Source organism: Maribellus maritimus (genome assembly GCF_022267315.1).
In the GTDB taxonomy this organism is placed as follows: Bacteria; Bacteroidota; Bacteroidia; order Bacteroidales; family Prolixibacteraceae; genus Draconibacterium; species Draconibacterium maritimum.
The window spans coordinates 43,786-61,357 of sequence record NZ_JAIKLE010000039.1 but is presented as its reverse complement, the minus strand read 5'-3'; the positions used below and the strand labels follow the sequence as shown (position 1 = coordinate 61,357).

The following is a 17,572-nucleotide window of genomic DNA, read 5'->3' as shown; positions in this document are numbered from 1 at the left end:
TAGAAATGCAACCCGAAACCATAATGTCAATAACCGGAAACAAACACTACCTAAAAAATTTCAATGCGGCATTTTGTATTTAAAATGGTATTATTTCTTAAGTGCAGCCTTGGTAAAAATATATTCCGGTATTTCCTGATTGAATTTAATGCTGGTTATTTTGAATTCTGTTCCGTCGCCTTGTTTAAGCATGTCTTTGTAGACTACCGTTGAAGGAAACCAACGTCCTTCAATTTTCTGTATATCGCTCAATGTCGAGCGTTTGAGCAGTTGCCCGCTTTTGGCAAACAGCTCCTCTTTTAAAGGAATATAACGTTCAATGTCAATCCAGACTTTTCGGGATGCGTAAGCCACATCTTCCACTTTTGCCGAAAGTTCGAGAATCCAGGTTTTTCGGCCGTCAATTTCTTCTTCTCCGGTTACTTTGGCATCATAAACATCCTGAAGTTTCCGATCGTCCATCATGTCTTCGTATGAGAGATCGGAGCCCATAACTGACTGCCGCAGCATGTGCCCGGAAATCTGAATTGTACGGTCAGTAGAAGGAGAATAGATCCACAATTGATCTTCCAGTTTTAACATTTTGGTTCCCTGCTCCCGTGCCGGAGATAAATATTCGGTATATGATTTTTTATCGCCTACAGAATAGGTTTTTGACATGATGGTTCGGCTGTTTCGTTTTCCATGAATGGTCATCGACGATTCAAAAACACGGTTTTCCGACGACATGTTTTTATCCACCCTGTCCAGAATCTCATCTGCGTTTGGTTGCGCAAAAATTAGTGTCGTCATCAAGATTAAACAGGCTGTTATTATTGATTTCATTTTGAAAAATTTAATCTGTTTCGTTTAATAAAAATTCTTAATTACTTACTATTTTCCATTTACAATATTTTACTTTTAACTTAGGCTTCCAGTTCTTTAAACAGTTGCGCTGTTTTACGTTTGTAAATTCCAATGCCTGCAAGCATGGTACCCAGCACTGTTGAGATCAAGCCGGGAATTAATCCCACGTAATAATCCACAGGAGTAATTCTTGCACGAATGGTGGAAGGCATCATTAAGGCGCCTCCTTTTACCATTCCTGAAATATCGATTCCATAAGTTTGAATCAGCCAGGCAAAAAAGAGTCCGAAAATCGTTCCGACCACAGTTCCGGCAATTCCAATAAAAACAGATTCGAAAATCAGGGTTCGGTAAACATGGCCTTTTTCTTCTCCCATAGCCAGCCGAACGCCAAACTCTCCATATCTGCGCAAGCCACCCAGTAATCCTGCATTCCAGAGAACAAGTGCCATTGCAATGATAAATATGGCTGAAATGTATGTAGTCCATCCTTTTGTGAGTGCTACGTATTGTCCCATACTTCCCTGCTGGCTAAGGCTTCGCATTACCGGTGCATATTCATCATTATCATTTTTGTATTTTTCATTGAAAGTTTTAGCAATTTGAACGGCTTCTTCATCGTCGTATAGCCCCTCAGGCAAAAAGCCAATCAATTCACCGGCTGCATTTTGCATGTCCAGCGCGTTTCGTGCATCTTCCAAATCAACAATGATGGCGCCCCTGTCAAGCGCTTCAGCACCAAAAGTTACGGTTCCGGCAATTTTAAAGTTGTACATGGTCATGCTGCCATTCATCGTTGAACCGATGAGCGTAACTTCATCTCCCGGGGTTACACCCAGTTTTTCAGAGAAAATTTCACTCAGCAACGCTTCTCCCGGATGTTGAATCAGATTTCCTCGTACCAAAGCCTTTTGGATGTTCAGGCGTTCTGCTTCGCCGCTACGTCCTGATTGGAAATCTATTCCCAATCCCATGGCTGGCCCCTGTGCTTTTGTTTCACCATTTTCATCCGGCGCATCTACCAAACCGCCAAACTGAATTCGCGGAGTCCATTTAATATCCGGATATTCTTTATTTAATTCGGTAATTAACTCATCCACATCCAGTAAAGCTAAATCATTGGGAACCTGATTCATATTTTCGGCATATGCCCTGGTCATCACCTTTAAATGGCCATTGGTAAACCGGGCATTCAGTTCAATAGTATCGCCCATAAAACCAGTGATATAGGCGTGTAACAATACGGTCAACATTACACCGATTGAAACTACGATTATCGGTAACCGGCTACGGCTTTTATCCCGTAGTAATCCTTTTAAAAGAAATTTTATCATTGTAATTTCCCCCTTAAAGCTTCCGTTGGATTCATTTTTGCAATTTTTCTCGAAGGCCAGTAACTCACCACAGTAGTCACCAACACGATTATGAGTACTGTCGAAATGACCAGTCCGGCGCTGTATACCGGGTAGAGCGTTTGCGCCATTGCCATCCCAAATTCACTGGCTTCAATGGGCATGGTCCATCCTGATTTTGCCATCCAGATTAAAAACGGTAATCCGTATATGGCAGAAACAATGGCAGCTAAAATGGAATGCATCGCGCCTTCAACGGTAAACAGCCCGACTACCTCTCTACGGGTGTAGCCCAGTGCAATGTAGGTTCCGATTTCTTTTTGTCTTCTGAAAATGGAAAGGACCTGTGTGTCGAAAATGGCGAGCATGGCCAGGAGCAGCAGGATGGCGTAAAAAATGGATTGACCTACTGTTTTGGTTTGAATGAGTTCATCCACTGATTGGGTTAGTGTTGCTGTATTTTTGTAACTCCATCCGGTAATTTCAGGTCGTTCAGACTGTTCTTCCCTAAATGTGAGAATAGTAGCTTCCCCTTTCAGACTCATCATTTCCCGGAGTTTTTCCAGCGGGATGTAGATTTTTCCTACGTCAACCGATGGGACATTACACGAGAAAATACCGGTAATAACAACCTCTGTGGCATCAAACATCCCATTTACATTTCGCCAGCGGATGGTAACATAGTCACCCACATTCAATTTGAGGTTTCGTGATGAAACCGAGCCAATGATAGCCGGAATTGCCGAAGTGGTTGTGTCCAGCTTTTCGGTTGGCAGCATAAAAATACTTTGGTGCGGATTCATACCTACGATGGCGACGGATTGCATTCGTCCCTGTGGATAAATAGTGCCACTTACTATCAGCGACGGAACAATTTCTCCGTTTGTAATTTCATCATTTAACGATACCGGAATTGCTGCATGACTTTCGGAGAGTGTAAATGGATCGAATGGATCGTAATTTTCCTGCCAATACTGTCCGCCACCAATTTCCCAGTTTTTCATGTCGGTTTTTGCCTGGTGATCCCAACCAACCATTATTCCCTTCATCCAAATAATCACCACAAACGAAAACGACAAAACAATTACATTCAGCCAGGTTCTTAAGCCAGCGCCTATGAGATTGCGGTATGCCAGTTTTATTGCAAGTTTCATTTTGATTCAGTTTTAATTGGTAGAAATTTCATCCTGGTCCACATTACCATCTTTCAGGAAGATTTTCCGACGGAGGTAATTAATCACTTTCTCGTCGTGCGTAGCAAACAAAAAGGTGGTTTTCAGTTCTTCATTCAGTTTAACCATGGTTTGCAGAATGTTGTGCGAATTTGCCGCGTCGAGATTGGCGGTTGGCTCATCGGCCAAAACAATGGACGGTTTTTTTACCATGGCGCGCGCAATGGCTACCCGCTGACATTCGCCGCCGGATAGTTGTGGCGGTTTCGATTTTACTTTGTCGGTGAGCCCAACCCAGTCCAGGGCTTCCATGACCATCTTTTTTCGTTCGGCTGCTGTATATTTTAACAGAAGCAGCGGGAATTCAACATTTTCAAAAACATTGTGAACTGCAAGTAAATTGTAGCTCTGAAAGATAAAGCCCAGCTTTTCTTTACGCAGTCGTGCTGCTCCTTTGGCAGTTAGTGAGCCAATCGACTCCCCTAAAACTTTTGCCTCGCCTGAAGAAGGTACATCGAGCGAACCAACAATATTCAGTAGTGTGGTTTTTCCGGATCCACTTGGCCCGACCAGTCCTGCAAATTCTCCTTCACCAAAGGTAAGATTAATACCTTTCAAAGCGGTGAACTTTGATTTTCCCATGGGGAAGGATTTGGTGAGATGTTCAATTTTTATAATCGATGTGTTTTCCATTTTGTTGATTATTGTGTTTTATTTCACTTTTAACTTATTTGTCTGACATCTAATAATTAAAAACCAGCATCACCTGAATGCCACTTCCGGCATACAGCATTTCTCCTAAGCCCTGAGTAGGTATATTGTACTTTTTAGGATTGATATAACCCATAAAATAGAGCGAGATTTTGTTGAACTGTTTTTGCCAGTTTACAAAATTGTAGGCCGATTTGTTGGTCCAGTCGTAATAAACAATAGCACTTAAATTATCGAACAATCCGATAGGGTAGGTCATGTTTAACAATGAGAACGTAACCGTATTTTCAAAATTGAAAGGCTTTTTATCGTAGGCTGCTACAAGTTGTTCATAAACAACATACAACCCGTTTCCTATTCCAAAGGTGTAATCCATTCCCATGTTTACAATTTCCTGGTTGGTGAACATTCCCAAATTTTTGTTTTTGTTTATCCAGGTGGTTTCCAACCAAAGTCCGATGGTTACATCCAGTTTGGTGTCCAAAGCAAATCGGTTTTCGGGAATACTTTCGTAATAGTTGTCAAAACTTTCTATTCCAAAATTATCGGCTGACCGGTGATGATAAGTAAATGCCGCCTCTCCTTTTGAAACAGGAACCTGAAATCTTCCGCCAAATTCAGGTTTGTTTTCTGCTGTTGGTATTATTTCCCAGCCTTTCGTTTTATTATTTCCGTACAAACCCCACAGCCAAATATTGGCGTTGTTCAAAAAATAGTAGCGACCTAAAATTCCCCAAACCCCATCGGTTAAGCGAAGAGGATCACGTGGATCAACCTGGTCGAACCACATTAACGGACGAAGCAGCGAAGCCGAGCCAAAATTGATTTTTTGCAGGCCTGCCCGAATTTCCAGTTGGTGGGTTGAGTATCGTGCCCAGAGTCGGTATGGTTTTATTTTTCCCGAGGTGTTAATGGAATCAAAAGGATTTAATCCCATATTTCCGTATACATTTACAGAGGCTTCAAAATCGACTAGTTGCGCTTTGGTATTTTTGATTTCATAATTTACTTGCGGAATATATCTTGCACCGCTCCAAAGAGGGAATGTATTATTACCATTAAAATGTGTCCATACTGAAAACTGGCCTTTGAATAAAAGCGAATCATTTATTTCTGCTTTATGTTCCTGTGCTGAAATGTTCAAAACACAAAAAAGCAGCATGAAAGTCCCGGATGAAAATTTAAGGCATACTTTTTTCATTGTGCCGCGGAAATATTCCGTAAAAAAACAGGTTGGCATATTCCATAATCAAATCCTGCATGTTGCTATACATTTTCAATAACTGCGGATCTGTCAACAGATCAGTAGACTTGGAGCTGAAATAAAACATAAAGTCAAGGTTCAGGTCTTTTCTTATAAAACCCTCATTTTGAGCTTTTATGTAGTCGTTGTGTACTTCTTTTGCAAATTCATCAGCACGCTTTTGCCAGTGAAGATGAAGGCCAAGTTTTTTATTTGAATAAATATCTTTAACAAATTCCGGATTGATTTCTTTGGTCCCTTCAAATTTTAAAAGCAATTGTTTCCTTATCTTTTCTTCAAAGGGAATATCCTGTTTCATAAGGCTCCTGTATTTTAGGACGGACTCATCAATGATATTATCGATGATGGTTTTCCCTAATTCAACTTTGTTGGAGAAAAAACGGTAAAAAGTCATCTTGCTAACACTCGATTCTCTGCATATTTCTTCTACGCTTACTCTGCTTATTCCATGTTTCCAGAAAAGTGTTCGGGCTGTGCTAACAATGTCTAGGTATTTTGGATTCTCGTTAATCATTATTTTGAATTTTGTATAATTATACGAATTTAGTAAATATTTTTAATATTCGTATAGTATAATTTAAAAACTACAATTGTCTTTTTATTTGTTTTGTGTTTTTGGCCTTGTTTAAAGTGATGATTTTGGGGTTTATAACTCTGGTTTTATTAGTGTAAAGTGCTGATTTTTAGGGTTTAATAATTTATTTATTTAATGAAGGGAGGAGTAAAGGGTGATAAATTTTTAAAAATATAACTTTAAAATATTAACCAGAGAAGGCAGGTTAAAAGAAAAGTTGGTTATTGTATGGGTTGCAGTTGAGCAGCCCCTATTATTTTGAATGAATCAGTTTTTTGTTTGAGTAAACACTCGTAATATTTTAAAAATCAATAATATTATCTGCATGTATTTTAATTGTTATTATGATAAAAAAGTGATTTTGTTTCTACTTTTTTATTGTAATAGCTAACTTTTGTTCTAAATGGGGTGTTTAAACTTGAATATGTAAATAACAGGGAAAGGGAGCAAATTCCACTTGTATAGCCTCATATTTTCAATACAAATGTAGTCTTTATTTCTTCTAAAAAATTTGTTTTTAAAATAGAATTTTCTAATTTTACCGGACAAACCCTTATTTTTTATCTTTCTTAATACAATTACGGGCAGCTTTGAAGAGAGTTGCCCCCTTTCTTTGATTTTATGGAAGGGGGAGTTCAGTTTTATTTTCAAGAATATTTTTCTTTCGGTATTGTGTAGGATTAAGTCCTTCTTTTTTCTTAAACAAATTACTAAAGTAATAAATGGATTGAAACCCCAGTTCGTTGCTTATTTCCTTTATGCTTTTATCGGTTGAAATAAGCATCTCTTTTGCTCGCATTAGCTTAAGTTGCAGATGGTATTGCCCGGGAGACATACTTGTGAATTTTTTAAACATTTTTCGAAAATAGGAATAACCAACATTGTGTTGTTGAGCAAGTTCTTCAAGATTATATTCTCCTGAAACATTTTGACGCATTAAAAAGCGGACTTCTTCAATAACTTTCGCGATTCGTTTTCCTGAAAATCCTTTTTGTTTTTCAAAAGAAATAATGTATCCCAACAATTTTATAATCATTCCGGAAGCAATAAGTTGATATCCCGGCTGTTCTTTCTCAGTAAAATCAAAGATTTTTAAATAGCTGTCAATTATTTCTTCTCTTATGCCGGTGCGAATTACCGGTTGTTTTGGAGAAAACAGTGGGTGCGACATGAATTTTTCTGCTATTTCTCCACCAAATCCGATAAAATTTTCTTCCCATCCGGTTTTTTGTAACGGACGGTAGCGGTGCCACTCGTTTGGAAAGATGATAAAAAGGTTTCCCTGCTTTACGGTATAGGTCCCATATCGGTTTTCAAGAATTCCTTCTCCATCTGTAATGTAATTGATTTGATATTCATTCAAAATTCTTCCTTCATCCCAATTAAAATAATAACCAGATGGATGGTTGAGCGAGGGATAGACTTCATTTGGTTTAACAGAGGAAGTCCCGGCAACATTGATGTAAACTCCCCAGTTAATATCTTCGCTGCCGGTGGTTAAATATTTAAAGTTATTTTTCATTTTTGCAAAAATCGATATTCAAAGAAAACAAAACAATAAAGTTTGTAAAAAAGTGTGTCAAAAAGTATAAATTATATGCCAAATTAAATATTGTTTTGGAGTGTTTATAAAACTATTTTTGATTATTGATATTTTTCAACCGAATATCAAAAAAGTAAAACTTAATATAAACTGATAAATTCAAACTTTTATGAATGTTATTCTTGGAATTTTATTCCACTCATTGGGTGGCGGCGCTTCCGGAAGCTGGTATATGCCATATAATTGGGTGAAAAAGTGGCGTTGGGAAATTTATTGGATTACCGGCGGAATTTTTTCATGGTTAATTATGCCATTCTTGGCTGTTATTTTGACGATTCCTGATTGGCAGGGAATTTTACAAGCTACCAGCAGCAGCGTTATTCGTAATACCTACATTATGGGTTTGCTGTGGGGAATTGGAGGTCTGACCTACGGGCTTGCAATCCGATATCTTGGCATGTCTCTGGGTAATTCAGTGTTGCTGGGGATTACTTCTGTTGTAGGTTCTCTGGGCTTGCCTGTTTTGCGTAATATCCCTGGTGTAGCGGAAGTTATTCCCGAGGGACTAGCCTTTTCAGAGCTGTTTGGCAGTACAGGAGGGCGAATTGTTATTCTTGGGATTCTGATATTGTTGGCCGGAATTATTTTAAGTGGCCGGGCCGGAATTCAAAAAGACAAAGATATTGGAAACGTTAAGGAAGGTGTTAACAGTGAATTTAGTCTATCAAAGGGATTGATGATTGCGGTTGTTTCGGGGGTTTTAAGCGCCTTTTTTAGTTTTGGAATTGATGCAGGAAAGGAAATGTCTGTTGTAGCAAGATCGTTGGCAGTGGAACAGAGCTATCCGTTTTTGACACAGGAAGGAGGAAGTTTTAAATATCTCTTCGAAAATAATATTATCTTTTTTGTTATTCTTTGGGGAGGACTGACTACCAATTTTATATGGACAACTGCTCTCATTCTCCGAAATAAAACCGGCAGCGATTTTACCGACAAAAAAACTCCTTTATTGAGAAACTATCTGTTTTGCGCATTGGCTGGTACTACGTGGTTTTTACAATTCTTTTTCTACGGAATGGGCGAAACTAAAATCGGTAACGGTGCCAGTTCATGGACGCTTCACATGGCTACCATTATTTTGACTGCGAACATGTGGGGGTTTTATCGTAAAGAGTGGAAAGGTGTCTCAAAAAAGACCTACAACACGATATTGCTTGGCATTGGCGCAATTTTGCTCTCGGTAGTCGTTATCGGTATTGCTAAATGGTTATATCCTGAATTAAATGCACTTGGGTAATGAAACGTGTAGCTTTTAAAATGATTTTGGATGAAGGTCAGAAAGTGGAATACAAAAGACGCCACGATGAGATATGGCCTGAACTGAAACAGCTGTTAAAAGAAGCTGGTATAAGCGAATATTCAATTTTTTTGGATGAGGATACCAACACTTTGTTTGCCTTTCAAAAAGTAAGCGGAGAGGAAGGTTCTCAAAATTTGGGAGAGACGGAAATTGTAAAAAAATGGTGGGCTTTTATGGCCGACATAATGAAAACCAATCCCGATAACTCACCGGTTTCGGTTAAATTGGAGGAAGTGTTTTTTATGGAATAGAACAACAACTAAATCAAAATAAGATGGATCAAATAAAACAATACGGGAAAGTCTTTTTTTTACTGGCAGTTTTTTGGGGATTTTCTTTGTCAATAAGTGCAAAAACGCAAGTTGAAAAATTAGTTTGTGAATACCATACCAATCCAATAGGGATTGATGTTAAAGTACCAAGATTAAGTTGGCAGATCGTAACGGACCAGGAAAATCTGATGCAGACTGCCTATGAAATCCGTGTTGCCGAAACGCCTTCAGATTTAAATAAAAAAAGTAAGTTGATTTGGAGTGCCGGCAAAGTAAACAGCGACCAGTCAGTAAATGTACTATATGAAGGGCCGGAGTTGGAATCAATGCAGCGTGTTTACTGGCAGGTACGCGTTTGGGATAATAATAACAAAGCAACAAAATGGAGCGAACCGGCATTTTGGGAAATGGGAATTCTTAGCCCGGAATTATGGTCTGCTTCATGGATTACTATGAAAAATGAGCCCCAAAAAGAGGGATCAAAACCTGCCCATTACTACAGAAGTGAATTTTCTTCAGGTAAAAAAGTGAGTTCAGCCAGGATTTACGCTACATCATTGGGAATTTACGAACTTTTTATAAACGGAGAAAAAGTAGGTGATGAACTTTTTACTCCGGGATGGACCAGTTATAATAAACGTTTGCAATACCAAACCTACGATGTAACCGACATGATTCAGCAAAAAAATGCAATTGGTGCAGTTGTTGGTGACGGTTGGTATCGGGGAAATATTGGTTTTAGTACGCAACATAATTATTATGGCGAACAGATTGCTTTGTTGGTTCAGTTAAAAATAAATTATACTGATGGAACGAGCGAAACCATTAACACTGATAAAAACTGGAAGGTTTCGGATGGACCAATACGTGAATCGGATATTTATAATGGAGAGACTTATGACGCCAATTTGGAAATGAATGGATGGACAAGCAGCGGTTTTAATGACGGAAGTTGGCAAAATGTTACCATTCTTGATCATTCAAAAGATATCTTAATTGCGCCTCAGGGAGAGCCTGTTAAAGCAATTGAGGAATTAAAGCCAATTAAAAGCCTGACCACACCAAAAGGTGAAATGGTTTTTGATATGGGCCAGAATATGGTTGGCTGGGTAAGATTAAAAATCAAGGGAAAGAAAGGTGATGCAATTACGCTGAAATTTGCTGAAGTTTTAGATAAAGAAGGAAATTTTTACACCGCAAATTTAAGGTCGGCAAAAGCAACCGATACTTATATTTTGAAAGGTGACGGAGAGGAAATTTATGAACCAAAATTTACATTTCATGGATTTCGGTTTGTACAAATAGAAGGTGTAGATAAAATGCCGGAAATGGATCAAATCACCGGAGTTGTGATTTATTCAGATATGGCGCCAACAGGAACTTTTTCCTGTTCCGATCCGCTAATCAATCAATTACAGCATAATATACAATGGGGACAAAAGGGGAATTTTTTGGATGTACCAACCGACTGTCCGCAACGCAATGAACGACTTGGTTGGACAGGCGATGCACAGGTGTTTAGCCCCACCGCAGCATTTAATTTCGATGTTGCACCTTTTTATACTAAATGGCTGGGAGACTTAGCTGCCGATCAGGTAGAAAATGGTGTGGTTCCTCACGTAATTCCGGATGTATTGAATGGTGGCGGCGGTTCAACTGCATGGGCAGATGCTGCGATAATTGTACCGTGGACGACTTATTTGGCTTATGGAGATACACGAGTTCTGAAAGTTCAGTATCCAAGTATGAAAGCTTGGGTAGAATACATGAGAACCAGAGCCGGAGAGGATTATCTTTGGACCGGCGATACGCATTACGGCGACTGGCTGGCTTTTGCCACAACAAGGTCGGATTACCCCGGAGCAACAACCGAAAAAGACTTAATTGCAACGGCTTATTATTCATATTCCAGCGGATTGCTGGCTGAAATAGCAGCGATTATTGGGAAAAACGATGAAGCGAAAAAATACCAAAAGCTTTCTGAAAACATCAAAAAGGCATTTGTTCAGGAGTTTGTAACCCCCGCAGGGAGGTTGGTTTCGCATACTCAGACAGCATATTGTCTGGCGCTTTCTTTTGACTTGTTACGTGAAGACTTAGTTCCGAAAGCTGCCAAATTTTTAGCCGATGATGTAAAGAAGATGGGGCATTTAACCACAGGATTTGTGGGAACACCTCTGTTATGTAAAACATTGTCGGATAACGGCTATGCTGATTTGGCTTTTATGTTGCTGAACCGTAAAGATTATCCGTCGTGGTTGTATCCGGTTACACAGGGAGCAACAACCATATGGGAGCGCTGGGACGGACAGAAACCGGATGGAACATTTCAGGATGTTGGGATGAATAGTTTTAACCACTATGCATACGGAGCTATCGGTGAGTGGTTGTATACTTATGTTTCCGGGTTAAATATCGATACTCAATCACCCGGCTATAAGCATTTTACCCTGGCTCCACATCCCGGTGGCGGATTAACAAATGCTCAGGTTCAGTATAAGTCGTTATATGGTAACATAGAATCAGGTTGGGAAGTTGAAGGAAATACATTGGTTTATAAAGTAGTTATTCCGGCAAATACAAGCGCTACAGTAGTTCTTCCGGGAGCTTCGCTGGATAATGTGACGCTGAATACTCAGCCGCTTAAAGCAACAGATAAAAAAGCAGAACAAGTTGAAAAAGGAGTTTCGCTTACACTGGGCTCCGGAACATATCAATTTAGTTATGCACTTTAATTGAAGTGTAGAAAGAATAAAATAGTAACAGGATAGAAATTATGAAGAAAGAAAATGTTGAAAAGGCCTATTTGCTGGCCAAAGAAATATACGCAGAACTTGGTGTAAACACCGATGAGGTTTTGCAAAAAATGAAAGACGTAAATATTTCTCTCCATTGTTGGCAAACCGATGATGTTGTTGGTTTTGAAAAAGCTGATGGTGAACTTTCCGGAGGAATTCAAACCACTGGAAATTACCCGGGGAAAGCCACAACAATAGAACAAATGCGGGCTGATTTGGAGAAAGTTTTATCCCTTCTGCCGGGCAAACAGCGTTTAAACCTTCATGCCATTTACGGAGATTTTGAAGGCGAAAAAGTTGATCGCGATGAAATAGAAGTAAAACATTTTCAGAGTTGGATTGATTGGTGTAAAGCGCAAGGCATTGGAATGGATTTCAATGCGACCTGTTTTTCACACGACCGTGCAGCGGATGGTTTTACGCTTTCAAGTAAAAATGAAGAAAACCGCCGGTTCTGGGTAGAACATGTAAAACGTTGCCGTGCCATTTCTGCCGAGGTTGGAAAACAATTGGGAACTCCGTGTGTGCACAATACCTGGATACCAGATGGTTCTAAAGATGTTCCTGTCGACCGAAACGGACATCGTGTTCTATTGAAAAAATCATTGGATGAAGCAATGGCAATTGACTATCCAAAGGAACATATGAAAGATGCGGTTGAAAGTAAATTGTTTGGAATTGGCGTAGAATCAATGACGGTTGGCTCACATGACTTTTATTTGGGATATGCACTGAAAAACAATAAACTTATTTGTTTAGATAACGGACATTTTCATCCAACCGAACAAGTAGGAGATAAAATATCTGCATGTCTTCAGTTTTTAGATGAGATTTTACTTCATGTAACCCGCCCTGTTCGCTGGGATTCGGACCATGTGGTAACATTAAATGAAGATGTTCAGTTAATTGCATCTGAGATTGTTCGAAATGATTTTCTGAGTCGTGTAAATATTGGACTTGACTTTTTTGATGCATCTATAAACCGCATTGGAGCCTACGTTGTGGGAACGCGTGCTGCACAAAAGGCATTTATGATTGCCTTGTTGGAGCCAACTTCAAAATTAATTGAATTTGAAGAAGCAGGTCAGAATTTTGAACGTTTGGCGTTGTTGGAGGAGCTGAAAACCAAACCTTTTGGTGCAGTATGGGATTATTATTGTTTACAGGAAGGTGTTGCTGTTGGAGAAGATTATATTGCTGAAATACAACAATATGAAAAAATGTTTTTAGTGAAGAGATAGAAGTTTTTTTATCAAAGTTTAAAGGATACTACAGGATGACGAATCACAAGTAGTGTCCTTTTTTTGTACTTTTATTTTTAGAATACAGAGCAAGTTATCGTAGAAACTGGATTAGAAAAAATTTAACCAATGAAAAAACTGGATACCAGGCTGATGCATCCGCGCGACCAGATAACAATGATTATCGACAAAGTTTACAGGAGTGGTCTAACGACGACCTCGGGAGGAAATATTTCAGTAATCGATGAAAATGGAGATATTTGGGTAACGCCATCAGCAATTGACAAGGGCTCGTTGAGAGCGTCGGATATTATTTGTGTTCGGAAAGATGGAACCATCGAAGGTCGTCATAAACCCTCTTCCGAATATCCTTTCCATAAGGCTATTTATGAAGCCCGTCCCGATATAAAAGCAGTGGTTCATGCTCATCCGCCGGCACTGGTTTCTTTTAGTATTGTTCGTCAAATCCCAGATACCAATATTATCCCCCAGGCAAAGAATATTTGCGGGCCAATTGGCTATGCAACATACGAATTGCCGGGGAGTGAGATTTTAGGCGATGTAATTGCCAAGGAATTTGAAAAAGGATTCAATGCCGTAATTATGGAAAACCATGGGACAGTGGTTGGCGGATCAGATTTAGGCGATGCTTTTCAACGTTTTGAAACACTTGAATTTTGCGGAAGAACAATTATTTACGGAAGTACAATCGGTTCTCCAAAATATTTGAGCGACGATCAGATTGCAGAATTTGAGGAACAAATTCCGCGTTTGTTGCCTGAAATGAAAGAGGTTGAACATCCTTCTGATGAAAGAGCAATTCGTGAAGAAATTAAAAAGATTGTGCACCGTGCCTGCGAACAGGGATTGATGATTAGTTCTTACGGAACGGTTTCTGTGCGTTGGCGCGACAATGATTTTTTAATCACTCCAACCAATGTGGCCCGTTGGGATATTCAGAATGAAGATATTGTTCAAATTAAAGACGGAAAACGTGAGCCCGGAAAAATACCGAGTCGTTCAACCTGGTTGCATCAGGAAATTTATAAACGTAATCCGCATGTAAACTCCGTCATACTAACACAAACACCATATTTGATGGCGTACAGTGTATCTGCAGAGAAGCTGGATGTGCGTACCATTCCTGAAAGTTGGATTTTTTTGCAGGATGTTCCGAATGTTCCTTTTGGTTCTCATTTTGCAGGGGAGGAAACGATCTTGAATTTGTTGTCGGAAAATACACCGGCTGTAATAATTGAGAATGACTCAGTTTTGGTTACCGGTGATAAATTGCTTGGAACTTTTGACCGCCTTGAAGTGGCTGAGTTTAGTGCAAAATCGCTAACCATGGGAGCTTCACTTGGAAAACTGGTTCCGATAAATCCGGATCAGGTAGAAGAATTGAGAAAGAAGTTTTTAAGTTGATAAGCCAATAAAATTAAAATTTTGGCAAAATTACTGTTGTTTACGGATGGAAGCGTTCATATCCAGTCAGGGATTGGATATGGCGCTTTTCTTTTTGTTTCAGAAGAAGAGCAGTCAATTGATAAGTTAAAAGAAAAAGTTCAGGTGAAACGTTTTGAGGAGACTTCTTCGACAAAGCTGGAACTTCAGATTTTTCTTTTTGCCCTCAACACAATTAAAGAAGATGTTGACGAATTGTTTGTTTACTCCGATTCCCAAAATTTGGCAGAATTAATGGAACGGCGGCAGCGTTTGGAGAAAAATGATTTTCACTCAAAAACCGGAAAAATATTGAAGAATGCCGTTTTGTATCGGGCATTTTTTGCTGCAGTTGACCGGCTCAAAATTCGATTTATAAAAGTTAAAGGACACAAGCCTTCGCGGGAAAAGAATACGATTGATCGTATTTTTACACTTGTTGACCGCACTTCCAGAAGATCTTTACGCGAGGAAATAAAAATGTGAAATAATTCACATTCAACATATTTTGGTGGAAATTCGTTTAATTTTACAAAACAAAATAATAAGCCAATGAAACCTTTCATTTTTATCCTGTTTGTTTTGCTAGTCGTTTCATGCAAAAATTCACCAAATAAAAAAAATCAGACAGAAGAGGTAAAAACGTATTTGGTGGAAAAGGAGACTGCCGAAGGAGTTGCGCTTTTTGATGGAGAAACATTAGGTGGTTGGGAGGTTACCAATTTTGGAACACAGGGACCTGTGAAAGTTTCTGCAGGAACTATAATCCTCAATTACGGCGATGGATGCACAGGCGTGACCTATACGAATGATTTTCCCACAGTTAATTACCAGCTTTCTTTGGAAGCAAAACGGGTTTCAGGCAACGATTTTTTTTGCGGCATAACTTTTCCTGTTGACACAACATTTTGTTCGTTTATTGTTGGCGGCTGGGGTGGACCGGTTGTTGGCCTGAGTACGATTGATGGTAAAGACGCTTCTGAAAATGAAACACAAATAATGATGAGTTTTGAAAAGGACAAGTGGTACAAAATCAGGCTACAGGTAAGCGACAAAAAAATAATGGCTTGGATTGACGAGAAGAATGTACTCGATTTTGAAACTGCTGACCACAAAATTTCCATCCGTCCGGAAGTTAGCCTTTCTTGTCCTTTGGGAATTGCAACATGGAATACAACCGGCGTTTTACGAAATATCAGAATGAAGAAACTTTAATAATTCCCGACGTTCTATTTTCGTTTACATGTAATCCAGCTACTACTCCTACTTTTTCTTTTTCCGTTTTTTTGTTTGCTGAAATTCCCGTTGCTCACGTTCATCTTCTTTTAGCAATTTTTTCCAGTTGTAATTTGTGTCTTTGGTAAAATCCAATGTTTCCTGGTAAGCTTGCTTGTCAATTTCGAGGACTGTAATTTCCTTATCAAGATAAGTTTCAATCTCTTCCAGAATTGATTTTTCCTCGGTACTGCAAAACGAAACTGCTTGTCCTTTTTGTTTGCCCCGACCGGTTCGGCCAACACGGTGAACGTAGTTTGCAGAAACTTCAGGTAAATCATAATTCACCACAAAATCAACATTTGGAATATCAATCCCCCGGGCACTGACATCGGTAGCAATCAGAAGTTTTAGATTTCCTTTTTTGAAATTGTCCAGTGTTTTTGTTCGTTCATCCTGTGTTTTGTCGCTATGGATGGTTTCTCCGATAATCTCAACGCGTTCCATGGCTTTTTTTACCCGCTCTGCACGTACTTTGGTTCGAACAAAAACAAGGATTTTTCTATCCTGGTTTTCATCAACAAGACGTTCCAGAAAAGCCCTTTTGTCATCCATTTCAATAAAAGCAACCGAGTGTTCAATGTTTTTAGCCACCGGATTTTTAGGCGAAATCTGAATACGAATCGGATTTTTTACCAGCGAGTAGGCCAGCTTCTTTATTTTGTTGTTGATGGTAGCCGAGAAAAAAAGTGTTTGCCTTTTTCGGGGCAGCAATTTTATTAAATCGTTGATGTCTTTTATAAAACCCAAATCCAACATGTGGTCGGCTTCATCCAAAACCAGTATTTCCAGTTTATCGAGTTTTAAATGCCCCTGGCTGCTTAAATCAAATAAGCGACCGGGAGTAGCCACCAAAACATCAACTCCTTTTTTTAGCTTCTGAATTTGAGGTTCCTGGTCAACACCTCCTATGATTCCCAGAAATTTCAGTCTTGTATTTTTTCCAATATTTTTAAAAACATCAGTTATTTGCTGCGCCAGTTCGTGGGTGGGAACCATAACCAAACATTTTACCTGCGCTGAATTTTTTCCGTATTTTTTTTCTAAAATTTTATGAATGATGGGAATGGCAAACGCAGCCGTTTTTCCTGTTCCGGTTTGTGCAATTGCGAGAACATCTTCGCCTTTTAAGATAGGAGAAATGGCTTTAAACTGAATGTCTGTTGGCCGCCTGAAACCCTGATTCTCAAGGTTCTCTTTTATAATCGGCAAAATGGAATAATCCTCAAATTTCATTTTTTGTTTTTTTCTGGCAGCAAAGATAATTTTAATGCTGAGAACTTGAGGGTTTTAAATAGAACTGAAAATCAAAGCGAAGTCCAAATTCGGGCTAACGAATATCCGGGGGCTTTTATTGAAAGATCTAAAAAGTAACCAAACGGCGTTTGTGCCGTTTCAAATTCGGCATTTTGTAATCTCTTTTCAGCTTCATCAAAAATTTGTTTTGTAAACTCAATGGAAGCTTTTGATTCTGAAAGATGTGCAAAGGAATGCAGAATTACTTTTTTACAATTGTTTTTCCTGGCTGTCCATTTCAGGTGGTTCACCAATTTTTTTTCACGACTTTTTACGTCGTTCTCTTCGTCACTTTCTTCCACCTGAATAAAAGCCAAGATAGAATCGGTGAACACTGCACCTTCTGTTATTTCTTCGGCTGATTCCAGATTTTTTTGAGCCGGTGTGTAACCAAACTCATCAATATACATTACCAATACCTTCAT

The 17,572-nt window shown here is 39.1% G+C and carries 16 protein-coding genes; 7 read left to right on the top strand and 9 right to left on the bottom strand.

The window, feature by feature from the left end:
- Window positions 1-90 precede the first annotated feature (90 nt).
- From K5G00_RS24245 to K5G00_RS24215, 7 genes are all read right to left on the bottom strand, one after another.
- The gene (locus tag K5G00_RS24245) at window positions 91-825 is read right to left on the bottom strand and encodes an outer membrane lipoprotein-sorting protein (protein WP_238769099.1); all 735 of its coding nucleotides are present in this window, start codon (window positions 823-825) and stop codon (window positions 91-93) included.
- A gap of 80 nt (window positions 826-905) precedes the next feature.
- Window positions 906-2,180 (bottom strand): ABC transporter permease, encoded by a 1,275-nt coding sequence (locus tag K5G00_RS24240; RefSeq protein WP_238769098.1) that lies wholly within the window; start codon window positions 2,178-2,180, stop codon window positions 906-908.
- Window positions 2,177-3,352 (bottom strand): ABC transporter permease, encoded by a 1,176-nt coding sequence (locus K5G00_RS24235; RefSeq protein ID WP_238769097.1) that lies wholly within the window; start codon window positions 3,350-3,352, stop codon window positions 2,177-2,179. The genes K5G00_RS24240 and K5G00_RS24235 overlap by 4 nt, the downstream gene beginning before the upstream one ends.
- A 12-nt stretch (window positions 3,353-3,364) precedes the next feature.
- Window positions 3,365-4,012, bottom strand: coding sequence for an ABC transporter ATP-binding protein (locus tag K5G00_RS24230; protein WP_238769096.1), 648 nt, complete (start codon window positions 4,010-4,012; stop codon window positions 3,365-3,367).
- Between the two features lie 100 nt (window positions 4,013-4,112).
- The gene (locus tag K5G00_RS24225) at window positions 4,113-5,282 is read right to left on the bottom strand and encodes a hypothetical protein (protein ID WP_238769095.1); all 1,170 of its coding nucleotides are present in this window, start codon (window positions 5,280-5,282) and stop codon (window positions 4,113-4,115) included.
- Complete coding sequence (locus K5G00_RS24220; RefSeq protein ID WP_238769094.1) at window positions 5,263-5,859, bottom strand: TetR/AcrR family transcriptional regulator; 597 nt, start codon at window positions 5,857-5,859, stop codon at window positions 5,263-5,265. Before K5G00_RS24220 ends, K5G00_RS24225 begins: the two co-directional genes overlap by 20 nt.
- Before the next feature lie 679 nt (window positions 5,860-6,538).
- Window positions 6,539-7,441, bottom strand: coding sequence for an AraC family transcriptional regulator (locus K5G00_RS24215; protein WP_238769093.1), 903 nt, complete (start codon window positions 7,439-7,441; stop codon window positions 6,539-6,541).
- Window positions 7,442-7,631: 190 nt separating this feature from the next.
- Here K5G00_RS24215 and K5G00_RS24210 point away from each other — a divergent pair, with 190 nt between their 5' ends.
- The 7 genes from K5G00_RS24210 (at window position 7,632) to K5G00_RS24180 (ending at window position 15,791) form a co-directional block, all read left to right on the top strand.
- A complete protein-coding gene (locus K5G00_RS24210) occupies window positions 7,632-8,759 on the top strand; it encodes an L-rhamnose/proton symporter RhaT (RefSeq protein ID WP_238769092.1) in 1,128 nt (375 codons plus the stop codon).
- Window positions 8,759-9,073, top strand: a complete 315-nt coding sequence (gene rhaM, locus K5G00_RS24205) for an L-rhamnose mutarotase (RefSeq protein ID WP_238769091.1) — start codon at window positions 8,759-8,761, stop codon at window positions 9,071-9,073. Before K5G00_RS24210 ends, rhaM begins: the two co-directional genes overlap by 1 nt.
- Window positions 9,074-9,096: 23 nt before the next feature.
- Window positions 9,097-11,829 (top strand): glycoside hydrolase family 78 protein, encoded by a 2,733-nt coding sequence (locus K5G00_RS24200; protein ID WP_238769090.1) that lies wholly within the window; start codon window positions 9,097-9,099, stop codon window positions 11,827-11,829.
- 41 nt (window positions 11,830-11,870) lie between these two features.
- Window positions 11,871-13,133: an L-rhamnose isomerase gene (locus K5G00_RS24195; protein ID WP_238769089.1), complete on the top strand. Its 1,263-nt coding sequence runs from the start codon at window positions 11,871-11,873 to the stop codon at window positions 13,131-13,133.
- Window positions 13,134-13,262: 129 nt separating this feature from the next.
- Window positions 13,263-14,558: a class II aldolase/adducin family protein gene (locus K5G00_RS24190; RefSeq protein ID WP_238769088.1), complete on the top strand. Its 1,296-nt coding sequence runs from the start codon at window positions 13,263-13,265 to the stop codon at window positions 14,556-14,558.
- Window positions 14,559-14,579: 21 nt separating this feature from the next.
- A complete protein-coding gene (locus K5G00_RS24185; RefSeq protein WP_238769087.1) occupies window positions 14,580-15,062 on the top strand; it encodes a ribonuclease HI in 483 nt (160 codons plus the stop codon).
- Window positions 15,063-15,128: 66 nt separating this feature from the next.
- Window positions 15,129-15,791, top strand: a complete 663-nt coding sequence (locus tag K5G00_RS24180) for a 3-keto-disaccharide hydrolase (RefSeq protein WP_238769086.1) — start codon at window positions 15,129-15,131, stop codon at window positions 15,789-15,791.
- Window positions 15,792-15,839: 48 nt separating this feature from the next.
- Here the strand turns inward: K5G00_RS24180 and K5G00_RS24175 are convergent, their stop codons facing one another.
- Together K5G00_RS24175 and K5G00_RS24170 are read right to left on the bottom strand one after the other, a co-directional pair.
- The gene (locus tag K5G00_RS24175) at window positions 15,840-17,087 is read right to left on the bottom strand and encodes a DEAD/DEAH box helicase (RefSeq protein ID WP_238769085.1); all 1,248 of its coding nucleotides are present in this window, start codon (window positions 17,085-17,087) and stop codon (window positions 15,840-15,842) included.
- Between the two features lie 71 nt (window positions 17,088-17,158).
- Window positions 17,159-17,572: a threonyl-tRNA synthetase editing domain-containing protein gene (locus K5G00_RS24170; protein ID WP_238769084.1), complete on the bottom strand. Its 414-nt coding sequence runs from the start codon at window positions 17,570-17,572 to the stop codon at window positions 17,159-17,161.